The 15,622-nt window shown below is 49.2% G+C and carries 14 protein-coding genes; 10 read left to right on the forward strand and 4 right to left on the reverse strand.

Translation table 11 applies throughout. From position 1 onward, the window contains the following. Positions 1-2: 2 nt before the first annotated feature. From kdpC to kdpF, 4 genes are read right to left on the reverse strand one after another with little or no spacing between them, the layout of a single operon-like run. Positions 3-581 (reverse strand): potassium-transporting ATPase subunit KdpC, encoded by a 579-nt coding sequence (gene kdpC, locus LC084_RS02855; RefSeq protein ID WP_226569181.1) that lies wholly within the window; start codon positions 579-581, stop codon positions 3-5. A 7-nt stretch (positions 582-588) separates the two neighbouring features. Further along, positions 589-2,637, reverse strand: coding sequence for a potassium-transporting ATPase subunit KdpB (gene kdpB, locus LC084_RS02860; RefSeq protein WP_226569183.1), 2,049 nt, complete (start codon positions 2,635-2,637; stop codon positions 589-591). 11 nt (positions 2,638-2,648) lie between these two features. Continuing rightward, positions 2,649-4,331 carry a potassium-transporting ATPase subunit KdpA gene (gene kdpA / locus LC084_RS02865; protein ID WP_404808318.1) on the reverse strand — a complete coding sequence of 561 codons (1,683 nt, stop codon included), beginning with the start codon at positions 4,329-4,331 and terminating at the stop codon, positions 2,649-2,651. After that, positions 4,331-4,420, reverse strand: coding sequence for a K(+)-transporting ATPase subunit F (gene kdpF / locus LC084_RS02870; RefSeq protein WP_226571115.1), 90 nt, complete (start codon positions 4,418-4,420; stop codon positions 4,331-4,333). The genes kdpA and kdpF overlap by 1 nt, the downstream gene beginning before the upstream one ends. Before the next feature lie 306 nt (positions 4,421-4,726). On the opposite strand from kdpF, the gene LC084_RS02875 reads away from it, so the two are divergent. The 10 genes from LC084_RS02875 (at position 4,727) to LC084_RS02920 (ending at position 15,602) form a co-directional block, all read left to right on the forward strand. After that, on the forward strand, positions 4,727-4,933 hold the full coding sequence (locus tag LC084_RS02875; protein WP_036110692.1) for a YbfA family protein: 207 nt from the start codon (positions 4,727-4,729) through the stop codon (positions 4,931-4,933). A gap of 272 nt (positions 4,934-5,205) precedes the next feature. After that, entirely contained in the window at positions 5,206-6,654 is a 1,449-nt protein-coding gene (phrB, locus tag LC084_RS02880; protein ID WP_226569185.1) for a deoxyribodipyrimidine photo-lyase, read from the forward strand. Beyond that, entirely contained in the window at positions 6,651-7,394 is a 744-nt protein-coding gene (locus LC084_RS02885; protein ID WP_226569187.1) for a type 2 GTP cyclohydrolase I, read from the forward strand. The genes phrB and LC084_RS02885 overlap by 4 nt, the downstream gene beginning before the upstream one ends. 43 nt (positions 7,395-7,437) lie before the next feature. Continuing rightward, a complete protein-coding gene (gene pxpB / locus LC084_RS02890; protein WP_226569189.1) occupies positions 7,438-8,094 on the forward strand; it encodes a 5-oxoprolinase subunit PxpB in 657 nt (218 codons plus the stop codon). After that, positions 8,088-9,023 (forward strand): 5-oxoprolinase subunit PxpC, encoded by a 936-nt coding sequence (gene pxpC, locus LC084_RS02895; protein ID WP_226569191.1) that lies wholly within the window; start codon positions 8,088-8,090, stop codon positions 9,021-9,023. The genes pxpB and pxpC overlap by 7 nt, the downstream gene beginning before the upstream one ends. A 767-nt stretch (positions 9,024-9,790) precedes the next feature. Then, positions 9,791-10,288 carry a type VI secretion system contractile sheath small subunit gene (gene tssB / locus LC084_RS02900; RefSeq protein WP_226569193.1) on the forward strand — a complete coding sequence of 166 codons (498 nt, stop codon included), beginning with the start codon at positions 9,791-9,793 and terminating at the stop codon, positions 10,286-10,288. Between the two features lie 33 nt (positions 10,289-10,321). Beyond that, a complete protein-coding gene (tssC, locus tag LC084_RS02905; RefSeq protein ID WP_226569195.1) occupies positions 10,322-11,869 on the forward strand; it encodes a type VI secretion system contractile sheath large subunit in 1,548 nt (515 codons plus the stop codon). A gap of 15 nt (positions 11,870-11,884) precedes the next feature. Continuing rightward, on the forward strand, positions 11,885-13,225 hold the full coding sequence (gene tssK / locus LC084_RS02910; RefSeq protein ID WP_226569197.1) for a type VI secretion system baseplate subunit TssK: 1,341 nt from the start codon (positions 11,885-11,887) through the stop codon (positions 13,223-13,225). Continuing rightward, entirely contained in the window at positions 13,222-13,911 is a 690-nt protein-coding gene (gene tssL / locus LC084_RS02915) for a type VI secretion system protein TssL, short form (protein ID WP_226569199.1), read from the forward strand. Before tssK ends, tssL begins: the two co-directional genes overlap by 4 nt. Continuing rightward, the gene (locus LC084_RS02920; RefSeq protein WP_226569201.1) at positions 13,908-15,602 is read left to right on the forward strand and encodes an OmpA family protein; all 1,695 of its coding nucleotides are present in this window, start codon (positions 13,908-13,910) and stop codon (positions 15,600-15,602) included. The genes tssL and LC084_RS02920 overlap by 4 nt, the downstream gene beginning before the upstream one ends. Positions 15,603-15,622: the final 20 nt, after the last annotated feature.

Genomic DNA, 15,622 nt, shown 5'->3' on the forward strand with positions numbered 1-15,622 from the left:
TATTAATGTGACGCCGGGTAACGGTCCAGTGCCAGATTCAGCAATAATACATTCACAACAGGTTCACCAAAATAGCCGGGTATTGGGTACTGTGTTGCTTGCTCGACCAGCGTGGTTAACACACTTTCCGGGATATGGCGTGCAGCGGCAATCCGTGGAATTTGCCATAACGCGGCTTCTGGAGGAAGCTGGCCATCCAGACCACTGCCCGATGCGGTTAATAAAGTGACAGGAATTGGTCCTGTGGCGTCCGGATTATTGTGTTTGAGTGCCCGAGCCCGCTCAGTTAACTCCTGGGTTAACTGCGGATTACCGACAGCAAGATTACTCCCGCCAGACGCCATGGGGTTATAAGGAAACTCAGCCGTAGCCGAAGGCCGACCGTGAAAATATCCGGCCTGAGTAAATGCCTGCCCAATCAGCGCAGAACCCCGAACCTGCCCTTGTATTTCAATCTGTGAGCCCATCGATTGCCACGGAAACAACCATTGCCCAAGTACAGTTGTGATGAGTGGGTAGGCACCACCAGTCAGTACAGTCAACACAAAGAACAGAGAAATCGCAGAACGTAACGGTAACATATTCACCTCAAAACAAGCCTGTGGCACTGAGCAGTAAATCGATAAGTTTGATACCGATAAAAGGCACGATTAATCCGCCTAGGCCATAAATCAGCAAATTGCGGCGTAACATGGCAGATGCGCCAAGGGGTTTATAGTGGGTGCCACGTAAGGCCAGCGGAATCAGGAAAACAATGATTAACGCATTGAAAATAACCGCACTGAGAATGGCTGAATTGGGTGAATGCAGGTGCATGACATTCAGCGCGTTCAATTGCGGCCAGTTTGCCGCGAAAGCTGCAGGAATAATGGCAAAATATTTCGCAACATCGTTGGAAATGCTAAAGGTGGTGAGTGAACCCCTGGTCATCAGCATTTGTTTACCAATATGCACAACTTCTATCAATTTGGTCGGGCTGGAATCCAGGTCAACCATGTTACCGGCTTCTTTTGCCGCCTGGGTACCTGTGTTCATTGCCACGGCAACATCAGCCTGAGCCAGAGCCGGAGCATCGTTAGTTCCGTCTCCTGTCATGGCAACCAGCCGCCCCTCTGACTGATACTGGCGTATCAAGGCCAGTTTCGCTTCGGGTGTCGCTTCGGCGAGAAAATCGTCTACGCCCGCTTCAGCAGCAATAGCGGCGGCTGTCAGACGGTTATCGCCAGTTATCATGACTGTCTTAATTCCCATTTGGCGCAACTGGGCAAAACGGGCCTTGATACCGCCTTTAACAATATCTTTCAGCTCAATAACACCCAATACCTGTGCCCCTTCAGCTACAAGCAGCGGGGTGCCGCCTAACCGCGCAATCTCCTCGACTTGTTTATCAATCTGAGTTGGAAAACGCCCTTTATTCGCCTCAATATGGCGGCGTACAGCGTCAACTGAACCCTTGCGTATAATGCGGTTTTCCAAATTGATGCCACTCATCCGGGTTTGAGCGGTGAAAGGTACAAAAGTCGCATTGAGTTGGCTGACATCCCGCTCACGCAAGTTAAAGCGTTTTTTCGCTAAAACCACGATACTGCGGCCCTCTGGCGTCTCATCTGCAAGTGATGCCAGTTGAGCGGCATCGGCCAGGCGTTGCTCATCAATGCCTGGTGCTGGCATAAACCGGGATGCCTGGCGGTTACCCAAAGTGATTGTGCCGGTTTTGTCTAACAGTAAAACATCAACATCCCCTGCAGCTTCAACCGCACGGCCACTGGTAGCGATAACATTGGCGCTGAGCATACGGCTCATCCCTGCCACACCAATCGCGGATAACAAGCCGCCTATTGTGGTGGGAATAAGACAAACCAAAAGCGCCACCAGAACCGGAATGCTGACTGCGTGGCCCATCCATGCGGTAAAAGGCCAGAGTGTGGCTGTCGCCAGCAGAAAGATAATGGTCAGTGCTGAGAGCAACACGGACAGTGCTATCTCATTAGGCGTTTTTTGGCGACTGGCATTTTCCACCATGGCTATCATTCGGTCGAGAAACGTCTCGCCTGGATTAACACTACAGCGAATAACTAACCAGTCTGAGAGGATACGCGTACCGCCAGTGACGGAGGAAAAGTCCCCGCCGGATTCACGGATAACAGGTGCTGATTCTCCTGTAATGGCGCTTTCATCTACAGATGCACCACCTTCCATTACCTCACCATCACACGGGATAATATCGCCTGCTTCAACCAGGACAATGTCACCTTTACGCAGAGCTTCTGCGGAGACCATCTCCGCATTACTGCCGTAATGTGGCTCAGACAGACGTTTTGCCTGGCTGGTTTTTTTGACTCCTTTAAGGGCGCTTGCCTGGGCTTTACTACGGCCTTCCGCAAGGGCTTCCGCAAAATTAGCGAACAGCAGTGTTACCCATAGCCAGGCACTTATTGCCAGAGTAAAACCGGTTTCTCCGTGAGTGATCCCTGCCAGCATGGCAAGACCCAGCACCGTGGTCAGGACACTGCCTACCCACACGACAAACATCACCGGGTTGTACCACAGCCTGGCTGGGTTAAGTTTGAGAACGGCATCAATGACTGCCCGGCGGCCGAGCGTTGTGTCGAACAGAGCCTGTGTTTTACGCATCATTATTCGCTCCGTTAATGGGAAAGTTGGTTTAAGTGTTCTACCACTGGGCCAAGAGCCAGTGCCGGAACAAATGTGAGGGCACCGACCAGAATAACCGTGCCGACAAGCAGCCCAACAAACAGAGGGCCACTGGTGGATAGCGTGCCGTTTTGTGGTGTTTGGGCAGGTTTGCTAACCAGAGAACCTGCTATACCCATGACTGCGGCAATAACGGCAAAGCGTCCAATAAACATGCAAAATGCCAGCATCAGATTCCAGAATGGCGTGGTGGCATTTAACCCTGCGAAGGCACTGCCATTGTTGTTTGCGGCGGAGGACAAGGCATACAGCACCTCACTGAAACCGTGAGCCCCGGGGTTCAGAATGGCCTCGTGCCCAAAAGGTGTCAGGGTTGCCAGAGCCGTACCCAGCAACACTAATGCTGGTGTGACCAGGATCGCCAGTGCAGTCCACTTCATTTCAGAAAGAGTGATTCGTTTGCCTAAATATTCAGGTGTGCGTCCAATCATTAATCCGGCAATAAATACGGCGAGGATTACAAACAAAATCATGCCGTAAAGGCCTGAGCCGACACCGCCGAAAACCACTTCACCTAACTGAATTAGCCACATTGGCACCATGCCACCCAGTGCGGTGAAGGAGTCGTGCATACCATTGACTGCACCACAAGATGCCGCAGTGGTAATCACGGCAAACAGGCTGGTGGCTAAAATACCAAAACGGCTTTCTTTGCCTTCCATATTGGCTGTGCTGTTTGCCCCAAGTGCAGCAAGGTGTGGGTTCCCCTGGGTTTCTGCCCACATCACAACCGCTACACACAAGACAAAAATCAGCCCCATCGCCCACAACAACGTGTGGCCCTGGCGGTTATCACGAGCGACCTCACCAAATGCAAAGCACAGTGCGGTTGGCAGTAAAAAAATAGCCAGCATTTGCACGAAATTAGTCAAAGCAGTGGGGTTTTCGAAGGGATGAGCCGAGTTTGCATTAAAGAACCCCCCACCGTTTGTGCCCAGCATCTTAATGGCTTCCTGAGAAGCAACTGGCCCCCCAGGTAACAAGTGATTTTGCCCCTCAAGCGTGAGGAAGGGGTGAGCAGGCGCAAAATTTTGCACTACGCCCTGTTGAATAAAAAATATGGCCATTACCAGTGCTATTGGCAGCAGCACCCATAACGTAATACGAGTGATATCGACCCAGGCATTTCCCAGCGTTTGAGCATTCTGGCGAGTTAGACCGCGGATCAGTGCGAATGCAACAGCGATACCTGTTGCGGCGGATAAAAAGTTTTGAACGCCTAATCCTGCCATTTGGCTGAAGTAACTCAGTGACGTTTCGCCGCTGTATGCCTGCCAGTTGGTGTTGGTAACGAAACTGATAGCGGTGTTGAGTGCCAGGTCCCATGGCATTGCCGCAACATGTTGGGGATTAAGCGGTAAGTGGTTTTGTAGCACGAGCAAAGTGAATAGCAGAACAATACCCGTGAGATTGAATATCAGGATAGCGCTTAAATATTCTCGCCAGCCCATCTCTTTTTGCGCAACGCCGGTAATGAACCAGAGACCTTGTTCTGGCCGTTGCATCCAGCGTGGCAGGTTACCTTCAATCAGATAACGCAGGCCATGCCCTAACGGGCGGGCCAATAATAAAAGCACCAGTAGGTAGCTACCGGTGAGCATAATCGCATTACCCATCAGAATTTCTCCGCATGTAATAAGGCGTATACCAGATAGCCGAGTAGCAGAAAGACCAGCACCATGCCGGTAACCAGGGAAAAACTCATCACGTTCACTCCGGTTATGAGATTGTCTGGGCTTACGGTAAGCAAATGGCCGGAAAAATTTCGCAAAAAAAGGTGGGGAGGGTGTAAAAAAAGTATAAAAATATACCCATAAATTAACTAATGATTAGTATTAAATTAACATTAATGTAACTAAGTTACGTCTACTGTGTATTTTTGGCGAAAAAATCATCATTTATGTGGTCGGATGAGTGGTAAAATTTCATCATGCCCGGTATGATTTACAGCAGATAACATTATTCATTCTTTACCAGCGGCGTTGCGCTGGTCCAAAAGGGGGAGAACATTATGTCGCTATACCAATCCTGGCCTCTGCACCGCATTCTCCTGCGCAGGGCCGGTGTCATTATCATCGGTACATTAGCATTGCCGGTTATGTTGTTCTGGAAAGACCGTGCGCGTTTCTATAGCTATTTACACCGCGTATGGATGAAAACCAGTGACAAACCTGTGTGGTTAGCCCATGCAGAATCAGCAGCAGGTGATTTTTACTGAGTTTAATTCCTCCGCGTTTCATTATTCCTCCAGCATTCACTGCCATGGCGTTTTTCTCCATGGCATTTTTTTATCCATTCCCTGTGCCGAAATGCCTGGCTAAACTTACAGGCAAATAGATAAGGAGTGGATATGCGAGAAAAAAAATGTTCAGGCTTGGGAAACTGTCTTGTGCTTAGTCATCACTCATGGTGCGTGCAGGCCTCTAACCTTGTGTTTCAGCGGCCTGCTCTGGAAAAACTGCGCATTACTGTTGGAGGCACTGCATCAGCATGATGTCTACTCAACAAGCTGTCCATTTAGTCTGGTTTCGCCAGGATTTACGTATTACCGATAATCTTGCTTTGTCTGCTGCTTGTAACAACACCGAAGCCCGGGTGATCGCTTTGTTTATTGCCACGCCCGTGCAGTGGCGTAGCCACAGTATGTCTGCACGCCAGGCATGGTTTATTCGTGAACAGGTGGTTTTGCTGCGCCGTTCATTAGGTGAAAAAGGGATCCCTTTGTATTGCCTCAGTGCGACAGATTTTGCTGATTCGGTAAGTAAACTGGCGGCATTTTGTGAAGCACAATGCGTGTCGCACATGTTTTATAACTACCAGTATGAGCTGAATGAAAGACAACGTGATAAGCAGGCGGAGAAGCAACTGTTCAGTAAAGTCACCTGCCAGGGTTTTGATGACAGCGTCTTATTACCACCAGGTAGTGTGCTGACAGGTAACAACGAAATGTTTCGCGTTTTTACACCATTCAGCAAAGCTTTTTTGCGCCGTCTGCGTGAAACACCGCCCCAATGCGTTCCTGCTCCTCGCCCCCGTGGTCCGGCAATCAGTGATGATACCCCTATTGAGTTTGATTACCCGCAAGAGCCAGTCGATACCGTTCAGTTTCCGCCAGGTGAAAAAGCCGCCTTGCAAAAGTTGCGAATATTTTGCCAGCAGCAGGTTCTGGATTACCACGAACAGCGAGATTTCCCGGCACTGAGCGGCACCAGTATGGTTTCTGCCTGGTTGGCGACTGGCGCATTATCTCCTCGCCAGTGCTTTCAACGTCTGTTGGCCGAACACCCTTACGTGATGGAGCGTGAAGGGGGAGCGGCTGTTTGGCTGAACGAACTCATTTGGCGTGAGTTCTACCGGCACTTATTGGTTGCCTGGCCTGCGTTGTGCCGGCATCAGCCATTTATTCGCTGGACTGATAGTGTTGCCTGGTCACATGATGAAAACCTGCTTGGCGCGTGGCAGCAGGGAAAAACCGGTTATCCCATTGTGGATGCCGGAATGCGGCAGTTAAACCGCACTGGCTGGATGCATAACCGGTTACGGATGATTACTGCCAGCTTTCTCACAAAAGATTTGCAGATTGACTGGCGAGAGGGCGAACGCTGGTTTATGGAACAGCTACTCGATGGCGATTTTGCTGCCAATAACGGAGGCTGGCAATGGGCTGCCTCTACGGGAACGGATGCTGCGCCTTATTTCCGTATTTTTAACCCTGAAACGCAAAGTAACCGCTTCGATGAGCAGGGAAAATTTATTCGCCAGTGGTTGCCTGAGTTACATCGGGTTCCCGACAGTGCCATTCATAATCCGTGGAAATGGGCGGATAAGCAGGGTGTTACTCTTGATTACCCCCGCCCGGTTGTAGACCATAAAACAGCACGTTTAAACACGCTTTCTGCCTGGGAAGCCGCAAGAGAAAAAATGAAGGATAAGCAATGAATAATTTCGAGCTGGAACAAGTGATTAACGAAAAGCTGAATGCCGCAGCTTTTAGTGATTATGCCCCTAATGGATTACAGGTTGAAGGCCAGCCAGAAGTGAAAAAGATTGTGACTGGCGTTACTGCGAGCCAGGCGTTACTCGACGAAGCAGTCAGGCTGGAAGCTGATGCGGTGATTGTTCATCATGGCTATTTTTGGAAAGGTGAATCGCCTGTTATTCGTGGTATGAAGCAGAAGCGATTGAAAACATTGCTGACGAATGACATTAATCTTTATGGCTGGCACTTGCCCCTTGATGCCCATGAAGAGCTGGGTAATAACAGCCAATTAGCTCAATTATTGGGAATTACGATAAAAGGTTCTATTGAGCCGTTGGTGCCTTGGGGAGAAGTCGCTGTCCCGGTTTCTGGTGCGGAATATGCATCCTGGTTGGAAGCTCGCTTAGGGCGTAAGCCGTTATGGTGTGGTGACAATGGCCCGGATAAAATTACCCGTGTTGCATGGTGTACCGGGGGCGGGCAAGGTTTTATTGACAGTGCGGCTCAGTTTGGTGTGGATGCTTTTATTACCGGTGAGGTTTCTGAGCAGACTATTCACTCAGCCCGTGAACAGGGTATCCATTTTTTTGCCGCAGGCCATCATGCTACTGAACGGTATGGAATCAAAGCGTTGGGCGAATGGTTAGCAGTGCAATACGAGTTGGATGTCGTGTTTGTAGATATCGATAACCCGGCATAAGTGCTATCGGAAATATGAGTCAGCAATACCACAGGAGGCAGGAGTGCAGCGAGCGCGGTGTTATTTACTGGGTGAGAATTCCGTCGTTTTATCACTGGAGCCACCTGTAAGCCTGGAAAGCCAGCAGCGGATATGGGGATTAATGCAGCGCCTGAAAGGGATGCCAGAGGTTCTGGAAGCGATTGCGGGTATGAACAATATCACGGTGATTTTACGCGTGGCTAACAGCAATGCACTGGATGCTATCGAGCGTTTGCAACGTTGGTGGGAAGAGAGCGAGGCCTGGATACCCGAGTCACGGTGCGTAGATTTCCCGGTAGTGTATGGCGGGCAACAGGGGCCTGATCTTGATGAAGTTGCTATGCATTGTGGTATGACACCCTCACAAGTGGTTGAACGCCACAGTAGCGTGGAATATGTGGTGTATTTTATGGGCTTTCAGCCTGGTTTTGCTTACCTCGGCGAGTTACCTCATGAACTGGCAATACCAAGAAGAGCAGAGCCTCGCCTGAATGTGCCTGCAGGCACGGTGGGAATAGGTGGTGAGCACACCGGCATTTATCCGCTTGAAACCCCTGGTGGCTGGAACCTGATTGGCCGAACGCCCTTGGTATTATTTGACCCGCATCGTGAGCCTCCTGCGTTACTGATGCCGGGTGACCGCGTGCGCTTTATCCCGCAGAAGGAGGGTGTATGCTGAAAATACATCATGCCGGGATGCATACCTCTGTTCAGGATGCTGGCCGTTCTGGTTTCCGTCAATTGGGAGTGAGCCTTTGCGGTGCGCTGGATCTTCCTGCGTTACGCACTGCCAACTTACTGGTAGGCAATGATCAATTTGCCGCAGGCCTGGAGGTAACGCTGGGTAACTTTGTGGTTGAATTTACCACACCAGGTTGGATTGCGCTGACTGGCGCGGGGTGTGAGGCAACACTTGCAGGAAAATCGCTGTGGACGGGCTGGAGTTTCCCTGTAAAGCCTGGCGAGCAACTCCGTTTGCATCAGCCGCGCCGGGGTATGCGAAGTTATCTTGCTGTCAATGGTGGCATTGTGGTTCCAGAGGTTATGGGATCAAGAAGTACTGATCTTAAAGGTGGTTTTGGTGGGGTTGATGGGCGGCTGGTTCGTGATGGTGACAACTTGCCTGTCGGTGAGCCAGAACGAATCGTGACGCGTTCACGGGGGGTTAAGCAACTGTTGTGGCATAACCGTGTACGGGCATTACCCGGCCCTGAATATACGGATTTTACCCCATCGGTCCGGCAAAATTTCTGGCGTAATGGCTGGCAACTTTCGGCACAAAGTAACCGCATGGGGTATCGCCTGGTGGGAAACAGCCTGGAACGTGAATCCGACCAGGAACTTCTGTCCCACGGATTGATTCCGGGAGTGGTTCAGGTACCACCGAATGGTCAGCCAATCGTGCTGATGGCTGATGCACAAACCACAGGAGGCTACCCGCGTATCGCCTGTGTAATTGAAGCAGACCGGTATCACCTGGCTCAGTTACGCCTTGGTGAGCCGCTACATTTTATGCAATGTACTCATGAAGAAGCTCATCAGGCCTGGGTTGAACAAGAGCGCTACTTTGAGCAACTGGCAAGGTATCTGATACAAGATACTTACTGACACAAAAGAAATAGAGACAAGAAGACCGTCGCAAGGCGGTTTTTTTTCCCCTGATCCAAATGAGTTACGCTAAAAATGTGAGAGTGGGTACTACTATTCTCTTTTGATAAATGTTTTTATTATTTCTTAATGGCGGTGAATGTTTCCTGAAATAACTTAGTGGAGGTTTTTCTTTTTTATTTGTTTTTGTCATTCCTGTTTTTTTGTGTGTTTTTTTAATGTGGTTGATTGTGTGGGTGGTGTTTTTTTATACTGATTTGTTGGTTATTATTTATATTAAATGGAATGTCGGTGGAAAATAAAGTGGTGTTTTTTTATTCATGGAAAGGTTTTGGCTATTGTTTTTTTGGTTATTCTTTTCTGTTTTCATTTAAACTATGTGTTTTTAATGACAGAGAGTGGAGTTCCTTCGATTTTACCTCGCTGATTACTCTAAATTCCCTACCTATTTGATTTTATTTATTGTTGTTTTGAATGTGTGATTATCTATTATTTGGTGTTTACTGTTTTTTTATTTAATTTTACTAGTATTTTATTTTGACTTAATTATTTTTTAAGGTTTTTATTCTGTTGTTAGTGGTGAAGGGGACTGTCTTATTCAGATATAAATGCGGAAAGTACAGTTTTTATTATTTCCCCTTGGGAATTAATATATTCAAACGCTTCCATCTGTATATTATTGTATGTCAGGGCAAAAAACTAAGCTGCATCAGTAAAGTATTCACTTAATCTGCATCAATAAAACATTCACCAATGAGAGAAGGGATATGAGCGATAGTTTTCAAAGGGAAATACCTAAAGCACGCATTAACTTGAAACTAGACTTACATACGGGAGGAGCACAGAAGAAAACAGAGTTACCTTTAAAGTTATTAGTTGCTGGTGATTTTAGTAACGGGAAGGAGACGCAGGCATTATCTGAACGTAATAAAATTAATATCAATAAAAATAACTTCAATAGTGTACTGGCTGACTATTCACCCTCTGTAAGCATGGCTGTAGAGAACACGCTGGCTGGTGATGGCAGTGAAGAAAATGTCAGCCTGACATTCCGTGACATGAATGACTTTTCCCCCGAACAAGTTGCCCGCCAGATCCCTCAACTCAAAGCTATGCTGGCGATGCGTAACCTGCTTCGTGATTTGAAAGCGAACCTGTTGGATAACCAGTCGTTTCGTAAGGAACTGGAAAAAATCCTGCTTGATTCTTCCCTGAGCGCTGAACTGCGGAATGAGTTGTCTGCACTGGCCCCGAAACAGGCATAACAACGGTAACAATTTTAACGGATTAAATAAGGAATGCTGATGGCTGTAAATACAGAAAGCGCAACCACTGGGGATACTGTGGTGCTGGAACGCCCTGAAGCGGGCAGTGTATATACCTCCCTGTTTGAGAAAATAAACCTTAACCCTGTTTCAGAGCTGAGTGCTCTGGATATCTGGCAAGATGCACAGGCGATGTCTGATGCGACTGCCGATGAGCGCCTGACTGCAGGTATGCAGGTTTTCCTTGAGTGCCTGAGTAAAGCGGGTTCACGTGTAGAAAAACTGGATAAGCACCTGATTGATCACCATATAGCAGAGCTGGACTGGCAAATTAGCCGTCAACTGGATGCAGTTATGCATCACGAAAGCTTCCAGTCCGTGGAATCCTTGTGGCGTGGTGTGAAATCACTGGTAGATAAAACGGATTTTCGCCAGAACGTCAAAATTGAACTTTTGGATTTGTCCAAAGACGATCTGCGTCAGGATTTTGAAGATGCGCCAGAAATTATTCAAAGTGGCCTGTATTTACAGACGTATGTTGCCGAATACGATACACCAGGCGGCGAGCCGATAGCGGCGTTAATCTCTGCATATGAATTTGATGCATCGGCTCAGGATGTTGCTCTGCTCCGTAATATCTCAAAAGTATCAGCCGCTGCGCATATGCCGTTTATTGGTTCAGCTGGCCCGGCCTTTTTCTTGAAAGACTCGATGGAAGAAGTCGCCGCTATTAAAGATATTGGTAACTATTTTGACCGTGCTGAATACATCAAGTGGAAATCGTTCCGGGAAACAGATGATTCCCGTTACCTTGGGCTGGTGATGCCACGAGTGCTTGGCCGGCTTCCATATGGCCCGGATACGGTACCAGTACGTAGCTTTAACTATGTTGAAGAAGTCAAAGGCCCGGATCACGACAAGTATTTGTGGACTAATGCGTCTTTTGCCTTTGCTGCCAATATGGTTCGTAGCTTTATCAATAATGGCTGGTGTGTACAAATTCGTGGTCCACAGGCAGGTGGCGCAGTCCAGGATCTGCCAATCCATTTGTATGATCTGGGAACGGGCAACCAGGTGAAGATCCCTTCTGAAGTCATGATTCCTGAAACCCGCGAATTCGAATTTGCTAACCTCGGTTTTATCCCGCTTTCCTATTACAAAAACCGCGATTACGCGTGTTTCTTTTCGGCAAACTCTACCCAAAAACCCGCACTGTATGACACGGCTGATGCAACAGCAAATAGCCGCATTAATGCGAGATTACCCTACATATTCTTGCTGTCGCGCATTGCTCATTACCTCAAGCTGATTCAACGCGAAAATATCGGTACCACCAAGGACCGTCGTTTGCTGGAGCTGGAACTGAATACCTGGGTGAGTGGGTTAGTAACAGAAATGACCGACCCAGGCGATGAGCTGCAGGCATCTCATCCACTGCGTGACGCAAAAGTAGTTGTGGAAGATATCAGTGATAATCCGGGGTTCTTCAGCGTGAAATTGTATGCGGTGCCGCATTTCCAGGTTGAAGGAATGGATGTCAACCTGTCACTGGTTTCCCAGATGCCGAAGGCGAAATCTTAACAAGGCAGGAAGCCGATGAAAACGGAACAACCGTTATGGGGGCGAGGCATCATGATTTCGCCCCAGCACTTCCAACAACAGGCTGCGTATGCAGCCTGGTCTGCCGAATGCATTGCCCGGATGGGGCTCAACCACCCTTGGGGGGTGGTTGAGGTTTCGTTTGAGCATGATGCACTGAAGCTAGGTTATCTCCAGGCCCGCCAATTACATGTCCGTTTCCAGGATGGTTCATTGATTGATACCAACAATGCAGATGCGTTACCGCCTGTTCTGCCGTTGGATAGTGAATCTCATGAAACGACGGTTCTCCTTGCTTTACCCCGTATGCGTGCAAATGGTGGAAATTGCCTGAAGCCTGAAGAAGTGGGCACCCGCCCGGTTCGTTTTCGTCAGGCCTGGCGAGATGTGCGTAATCATTATGGGGACGATGATCGCCAGATTGCCATACTTCAGCCTGAGCTGACCTTGCGTTTTGCGCACCAGGAAAATGGGGACTTCCTTACCTGCCCTGTTGCACATTTGGTTCAGGATTCGCAGGGCGCGTGGGGTCTGGACGACACTTTTCTTCCCCCATTACTCAGTGTGCAGAGTAGCCCATGGTTGGTACTCCACCTGGAGCAATTGATGGCACAACTGCGCGCGCGCCTGACTCGTTTAATGGCAATGCGGCGTGAAAGCAATGAACGAATGGCTGATTTTGCTGTAGCGGATGTCTCATTGTTCTGGTTACTCAATGCGCTTAATAGCGCTGAACCTGTGCTTGGGCAATTCCAGCGCTACCCACAGTCACCTGTTGAACGCCTGTATCCCGAGCTTGCTCGTTTGGCGGGTAGCTTGCTGACATTTTCCCTGGCGCACCAGGTCAACGCCATTCCTCATTATCGCCATGACGCACTGAATGAAGTCTTCCCACCATTATTCAATTTGTTGAGTGATTTATTAGAAGCCAGTCTGCCATCAAGGGTTGTGGCTATTGAACTTACTCATGATGAACGCTTGCGTCTATGGTCAGCCCGCCTGCACGACCCACGCTTGCGTGATGGGGCGGATTACTATCTTTCGGTCCGTTCCCCCATTCCAGCCTCTCGGCTGCAGGAGCAATTTCCCCTGCAATGCCGTGTTGGTAGCCCAGATTTTGTTACCAGTTTGGTTAATGCGTCTCGTCAAGGGATACCACTCAAGCCGTTGAGCCATGTTCCTGCAGCCATTCCATTGCGCCTGGAAAACCAGTATTTCTCGCTTGATTTATCTCATCCGGCAGCAAAAGAGATGCTGGAAAGCGGGAGTTGCATGTTCTACACCCCAGGCATGTTGGGCGAACCTGAACTTGAACTTTATGCGGTACTGAGAACATGAGTGAACAGACATTTGAAGACGTAAAACTTATTGATATAGATGCACTTTTGCAAAGTACATGGCTTCAGGTTATTAGCTTACGCCACAGCCCGGAATTTAAAGCTGGCGAAGGGAAAGTATTATGGGACCGCTGTGTTGAGAATATTAACCAGGTACAACAAGCACTGAAAGATGCGCAATTGGATGCAGCGAGTTGCCTGCATATTCTCACCGCGCAATGTGCGCTATTGGATGAAACGATTAAAGGGCGAGGCATTCAGGATGAAGCCTGTGTGCAGTGGTACAGCATTCCCCTGGAAGGGCATTTTCTGGGCACAATGAATGCAGGAGATACACTTTGCGACCACATGCGTGCGGTGTTGCGTGAGCCTGAGCCAGACCCTGCCGTTTTAGCCTGTTTTCATAGAGTAATGGTATTAGGTTTTTTGGGTAGTTACCGTTCACTGGATGACCCGGAGCGTAATAAATTACTCAAAGCGCTCAATGAACGAGTTGGCGCGTTTAAATACACACAATCACAACCGGTACTGGCAGAAAGATTCGATGAAGTGGGAGTAATGCGTTGTTTTTCCTCCTGGCCTGCCCGTATTGGTCTGGCAGTCTTTATGCTGGTTGTGTTGTGGTTAGGGCTTGATCTTTGGCTCGACCAGGTGCTGGTAACCCTGTTGCCTGAGGTGGTTCCATGACCCCTACACAACAGCGGATGCTGGTGTTATTGGCTGTACTGCTAAGTAGTGCGCTTTGTCTGGGATTCTTGCCTATCTCGCGTTTTCTTGCCGTATTGGTGGTGGTTGCCATTTGGGGAAGCGCCGCAGTATGTATAGGCTTGCTCTACCGCCGAGAAAACGCGATTGCTTCTACGTCCCTGGCTCATTTGCCAGGGGCGGCCTACCGTCAGCCGGTTGTTCTGGTTTGTGGTGATTTACCTTACCCATGGCCGGACACATCACCAATACTCACTGTGAGCCAGGGCTGCTGGATTCGAGTCGAAAACCCTCATAACCTGGTTGCAGTTGCACAGGAACTGTTGTCTCAACGCCCAGGCTGGAGCCGGCAGCTATCTGTAATGTTTTGCGTCTGCCCACAACAACATGAGGAGCAAAAATCGCTCACCAGCCAATTGCTCATGTTCCGTTGGCAAATAAGCCAGTTGCACAAGGTTACCGGGCATGCTGTTCCATTGCTGCTCAGCAGTGTGGTTGGTGCCTCAATGGTGAAGAATATTCATTGGCAATCGGCAACTCCTGAGGGAAATATCCGCGTATGGCATAGCGCATTAGTACCGGAAGCAGTTACTGACTGGCTTAACACAACAGACTCTCAATATGTTGAACACCCTGTATTGATGAATAGCCTGACGAACTGGTTCAGCCGCTATGTCCACTCAGTATTTACAGATAACAAACCGGATATGCCACCCGTTGTACCCACTGCAGTTGTCTGGGGAGTAAGCCCCGTTTTGGTGGGTAATTTACCCCGGTCTGTCTGGACCGACTGGTTGCATCAACATACAGCATTAAACAACGTAGCAGGCTGGCACCCGGAGGCGGCTGACAACATGGTGATGCCGCTGCTGCCTGATTTTATTTTGCCATTTTTGCCTGATGGTGAAGGGGTAACACCAGCCCAGCATTTGTGGCGTAACAGCCTTACCCTGTTAACACTGGCTATTGGTGTGGCTTTAGCCAGCAGCGCCTGGAACAACCAGCAATTACTACAACGCATCAGTTTTGACTTACAGCATTACAACCATATTGACCCGGAAGATCACCAGCTGAAAGCGCAAGCGGTAAAGCAGCTTGGCCTGCATGCGGCTCAACTGAATAGCTGGGCTCGTAATGGTGAGCCACTTCGTCTGGGCCAGGGGTTGTACCGGGGGGAATATTTACGAGCACCGGTTATGGCCGCTATCCAGTCTTATGTTGCACCGGTACAACCTGTTGTTTCCACAGCCCCGGAAACACGCCAACCCAATATCATTCACCTCGATAGCATGTCCTTGTTTGATGCCGGGAAATCTGAACTGAAACCGGGCTCCACAAAAGTTCTGGTCAATGCACTGGTGGGGGTGAAAGCCCGGCCGGGATGGTTGATTAGGATAACCGGGCACACAGATAACATTGGGAGCACGCCACTTAACCAGGCGTTGTCCTTGAAACGGGCTGAGTCGGTACGTGACTGGATGCGTGATACCGGCGAAATACCTGAGAACTGTTTTGCGGTTCAAGGGGTTGGTGCAAGCCGCCCTGTAGCAACTAACGATACAGCGGAAGGGCGTGCGCTTAACCGACGTGTCGAAATCAACCTGGTTCCACAGGCAAATGCTTGCCTGGCCCCAGGTTTATCCTCTGCGCCATCACAGGATGGTGGCGTTTAACAAAACGAAATGGAGTAACA

Source organism: Mangrovibacter yixingensis, from assembly GCF_020523985.1.
GTDB lineage: Bacteria > Pseudomonadota > Gammaproteobacteria > Enterobacterales > Enterobacteriaceae > Mangrovibacter > Mangrovibacter yixingensis.